We start from the raw sequence: 5,039 nt of genomic DNA on the forward strand, positions 1-5,039 counted from the left end.
CGTCGTACTTCTCGCTCGTCAGGCGGTCGGCGTTGTCGAAGGTGTAGACGTAGGACGCCAGACCCGATCCTCCGGCAATCTGGTGTGTCAGCGTCGTCATCCGGCCGGCCGCGTCGTAGGACATCGAGGTCGTCACGGCCGTCCCCGTGCCGCCGATCGTCCGGGAGACGGAGGTCATCTCGTCGGCCGCGTCGTAGCCGAGCACAACCTGAGGGCCGGCGGTCCCGCCGAAGCTCTGGGTCAGGGTCGTCATCCGGTTCACGGCGTCGTACATGTACGTCGTGCGGCCGACCGAGCTCAAGTTGTCGGTCACGCTCGTGCGGTTGCCGCCGAGGTCGTAGCCGTAGCTCAGGGTGATCGTGGGCAGGCCGCCGGGGCCGCTGAGACCCGCCGAGGTCAACTGGCCCCCCGAGTCGTAGCCGTAGGTCAGGGTCGCGCTCGGGTCGGACGCCCCCGTCATGTTCCCGAGATTGTCGTAGGTATAGGTCAACGACTTGAGGATCCCGCCCGAGGCGGCCAGCCAGCTCTCGCCCGTTTGCCGCCCGCCGAGGTCGTAGGCGTACGTCAAGTGCCGGCCATCGGCGTCGGTATAGCCGGTCACCTGGTCACCCGCATCGTAGACGAAGGTATGCGTCCCGCCACCCGGCATCGAGACCGTGGTCAGTCGGTCGGCCGCATCGTAGGCATTGGTCGTGACGTTGCCGACCGGGTCGATCACCTTCACCTGGTTGCCGGCCGCGTCGTAGACGACGACCGTCTTGTCGTTGTTAGGGCCCGTCACGGTCGTCGCGCGGTCCATCGCGTCATACTGGGTCGTCGTGCGGTGGCTCAGGGGGTCGGTGACGACGACGGGGTTGCCCACGGCGTCGTAATCGGTCGCGGTGGTGTGCTGGAGAGGATCGGTGACGGCGGTCGGCCGATTGTCTGCATCGTAGGTCGTCGAGGTGACGTGGTTGAGTGGGTCCTTGACCGTCACGACGTTGCCGTTGGCGTCGTAGCCGATGACTGTGACATGGCTCAACGCGGCGGTGATCGTCGTCAGGCGGTCGGCGGCATCGTAGCCGTAGCCGGTAACGTGGGTCAGTGGGTCGGTGATCGTGGTCAGGCGGTCGGCGGCGTCGTACTGGGACGTCGTCTTGCGGTTCAACGGGTCGGTCGCCGTGACCAGGTTGCCCGCCGCGTCGTAGGTGTACGTGCTCCGATCGCCGTTCACGTCGACCGTGCCGGTGACCTGGCCGACGTTGTCGTAGATCGTGGTCGCCACGTGGGTCAGCGGGTCGGTGATGGTCGTCACCCGGTTGAGCGCATCATACGCGTAGGAGGTGATGCGGCCGAGCGGATCCTTGACCGTCGTGAGGTTGTCGGCGGCGTCGTAGCCGAGGGCGGTGGAGTGCTGGAGCGGGTCGGTGATGGTCGTCAGGCGGTCGGCGGCATCGTAGAGGTAGCTCGTGACGTGGTTCAGCGAGTCGGTGACGGTGGTGGCCCGGTCCATGGCGTCGTAGGCGGTGACGGTGACGCCGGAGAGGGGGCCGGTGACGGTGGTGGCCCGGTCCATGGCGTCGTAGGCCGTCGTGGTGACGCGATTCAGGGGGTCCTTCACGGTGACGACGTTGCTGTTGGCGTCGTAGCCGTAGGTGACGGCGTGGCCGAGCGGGTCCGTCACCGAGGTCAGCCGGTTCCGCTGGGCCCGATCGTCAAGGCTGCATTGCCTGTCCTCCTCGCTGTCCTGATCCGAGACTATGTCGGTGTAGTCGCCGAGGTGGCCGAGACCCTGGAAGTGGGTGAGGAGGATATCACGGAGCGGCAGGAGAAGTTCGAGGAGTTGATCGATCGCTTCGAGGCGACGGAGGACCCGATCCGTCACGGGATGGCAGCGGTGATGCTTAGCTTCCTCGCCGGTCTGTTCGTGGGCGAGGAGGAGTATGAAGCAATCCGAGATAATCTCGATATGGAGCGTTGGTTCCGCCTGCCGAAGGGCCACGAGCGGCGGATCCACGGTCATTGCCACGCAGGGATCCGGCTGGTGCTGGAGGGAGCGACGCTGGTCCTCGTGCTGGACGCCCACGCGACCCATCCCGGCCCGTTGACGGTGGAGGAGCTACTGCCGTATCGAAATGCGAGGGAACCGACGTGCCAGATCGAGGCGAGGGGGCGACGCACGATCATGAGAAAGGCCCGCTCCAAGAAGCAACGGCCGGGACTTCTGGCCGAGCTGGAGCGGCGTTATCAAGAATTGCCGTAGTTTTAGCTCTTTCCAGGGCCGTTGTTTATAAAATGCTAGCGACGCTTTTTTCTCCTAGAGCATAAACGTAGAGATGCATGGAAATACTAGAAGCGAAGGAGTCCGTTTTGCCTTTAAAGAACTGGAAAACCTCATCATCCAAAATGGTGCTTTCGAGAAGAGATTCGGCAATGGGCAAGCAGACCTCCTTGAGTCTTTCCATGCTACCTTTCTCATCGGCAAGACGTCTAGCTTCGTTGACCGCAGCACGGATGCGATTGTTCCCATTAGCAGCCTCGGTCAAAACAGAGAAAATGGCTTTTCTTTGGATCCGATATACACTCCATCGTTTCGTTTGAAAGCTAGGCTCCTCCAGCTCCTGATCGACAAGTGGAACGATCGCCGAAACGAACGGCAACAGATGAATAACTCTTTGTTGAGATTTTGCAAAGTAACCATCATCCACTTCGAACTCGCTGGCAATTCGAATCTTGTGGCCGACGTACAGTCTGTCGAGGCCATCCCCTGGTTCATCTGGTGGAGCAATCCAAAGATCGATGTCCAGATTTCCCCCACTCATTCTCCCATCGCTTGCAAACAAATAAGAATATACATTTTTGGTTTCCTGCCTTGCAAGCGATGCAAATCGCTTGCTGGCTCCGACCTTAACCGGTACGAAACGATGTTCGATCGTCAAGCTACGGAAGGCTTGAAATACGTTCTCGGGGAATGATGACATTTCGCTTCCTTTTTCAGAATGAGGGAGTTGACTGACCCCATGTCCAAGGCATGCCTGCGTCCTTAAGCCGCTTTAGTAGAGGTGCCATCTCTGGTGCGACACGAGGATCATGGTCAAAATGCCAATGCGGATTGGCAACCCCGTTGTTCAGATTCTCAATATCTTTTCCAATTTGTGTGTTCATGCGATCCAAGGAATCTTGCGATCTCTCGCCTTTGGAAAAATTGTCTGATTTGAACTCGATGTCTCGACCAGCAAATCTCTTGTCGTAATTTCGTCCTCCGATGTTATTGCGGCCCGAGCCAGGTCCAAACAATTCCGTCGCCCGCTTGTCATGCCATTCAGTCATGTAGCTCCAAGGGTTTTTCTTTGGAGCATCAGGTTCGAGGAAGGACAACTGTCCCGTTTTCGGGTCACGATAGGTAGGCAGACCAATGTCGAGATCAGAGTCCCTCGGAAGGAAACATCGATTTAATATGTTTAACGGATCGTTATGTGACCACGCCGAAAAGCCCCACGACTCCCTTCCGACAAAGTAGGTATGGTATTCTTCTACCTCGAAATTGTAAACCGTTGTCGAGCTCAATTCGTATTCGAGACACTCCACGACCACCGTTCGACCGAGATGGGTCCGAAGGTGATCACCAGCCTTCAGATGCTGCGCATCCGTCCAACCTCGACCCTGGACCCAGAAGGGGTGTTTGGCCGTTGTCCGGATCAGACGACCGCAGACGAGAATTCCTAAGAGTGGCGAGTATCCTTGATAAAGGCCCAGGACTCGGCGAGCGACGACAGGATGATCCGGATCATCATCTGGAGCCGACAGGACCAAATCATCGACCCGAAGTGCCTCAATTGGCTTGAACCCACTGGGTGTAAGGATCGGGGTTCCTGCCGCAAAGCAGGTATCCTTTCCGAGCGATGGAGCATCATTCATCTGCCTCGCAAACTTCGACCCACCCTCATCTGCTCTTCGGGCTAACACAGCCGAGGCATCGTCCAATCCCGACCGATTGGCTGCACGGCCGAAACCCGAAACCAGATCAGATCCGTCATCGGCGAACTTTGCTAGCTTACCTCCGTACTTCAATCCCTTCGCGAGATCACCAATGTAGGGTACAAACGCGGCCAGCAGCGAGATTCCGGCATCGAGTAAATTACCTTGGAGTAATGAAATCACCGCACTCGCCGAGTCGGTGGCTGGTGAAGGATCCAGGACCCCGATCCCATCCAATGCCTGCTTCGTCCCTTCCAGCGTCCATTCCGGCACAGGCGCGGGATCGCGGACCTTGTCCGGTCGACCAACAGGATCCCACGCTTCAGACATTCCTACCGATCGCCGAGCTCTATTGGCGACAGGATCAAGAACCCTACGCGTGCTTGTTATGCCACCTGCCATCCAATTAAAAAAGTCATTAATAGGTCCTTCTGTTAGGGATAGATTCGAACCACTCCAGCCATTAGTGCCAGGGTACATTCCCGTTGGATCGATATAATTTGTTGGACTATTTTTTACGTATCGGTACAAGTTCGCGTCTCCCGCCGCGAAACCCATTGGATCCTGGCTCACGAACCGACCCGTCACTCCGTCGTACCAGCGGGCACGGTCGTAGTTCAGGCCGGTCGCCGTGTCGTAACGCATGGCGGCGAACATGAACGCATCACCGCCGGAGCCGGTGCCGCTCAGGAATTGGCCGTAGCCGTCGTACTTGTCCTGGCGGATCAGGGTTCCTGATGTGTCGGCGATGTCGCGGACGCTTCCGAAGCGGTCGGTCAGGTACCAGGCGGAGACGCCGGAGCTGGTCCGGGCGAGGAGCTCGTCGACGGCGGGGCCGTCGAGGTAGCGGGTCAGCACAGCCCCGACGCCGTTGAAGTCGCCGTAGACCTGGTCGCCGTCGTAGACCGCCCAGCGCTGGCCTGCGAGGACTTTGACGCCGATCCGGTCGCCGACGGCGTCGTAGGTGTAGGTGACTTGCTCGGTGATGGTCCCGGAGCTGTTTCGGATCGTCGCGCCGACGAGCTCGTTGCGGTAGTCCCACGCGAACGTCGTCATCGCCCCCGTCGCATCCGTCCGACTCG

The 5,039-nt window shown here is 59.2% G+C and carries 3 protein-coding genes and 1 pseudogene; 1 reads left to right on the plus strand and 3 read right to left on the minus strand.

Annotated elements, in window-relative coordinates:
- Nucleotides 1-1,864: pseudogene (locus tag ACYOEI_RS40765) on the minus strand (hypothetical protein); the annotation flags it as partial.
- A gap of 12 nt (nucleotides 1,865-1,876) precedes the next feature.
- On the opposite strand from ACYOEI_RS40765, the gene ACYOEI_RS40770 reads away from it, so the two are divergent.
- Nucleotides 1,877-2,242, plus strand: coding sequence for a hypothetical protein (locus tag ACYOEI_RS40770; protein ID WP_462856424.1), 366 nt, complete (start codon nucleotides 1,877-1,879; stop codon nucleotides 2,240-2,242).
- Between the two features lie 25 nt (nucleotides 2,243-2,267).
- Here ACYOEI_RS40770 and ACYOEI_RS40775 read toward each other — a convergent pair whose 3' ends face one another.
- Entirely contained in the window at nucleotides 2,268-2,960 is a 693-nt protein-coding gene (locus ACYOEI_RS40775) for an Imm25 family immunity protein (RefSeq protein WP_462856425.1), read from the minus strand.
- A gap of 13 nt (nucleotides 2,961-2,973) precedes the next feature.
- The coding region (locus ACYOEI_RS40780) for an RHS repeat-associated core domain-containing protein (protein WP_462856426.1) at nucleotides 2,974-5,039 on the minus strand (2,066 nt) is incomplete at its 5' end.

This window comes from Singulisphaera rosea, assembly GCF_054877945.1.

What these genes read in the sequence shown, in the direction of transcription:
- ACYOEI_RS40775 (WP_462856425.1), bottom strand. Translation starts at nt 2,960, where the DNA reads ATGTCATCATTCCCCGAGAACGTATTTCAAGCCTTCCGTAGCTTGACG.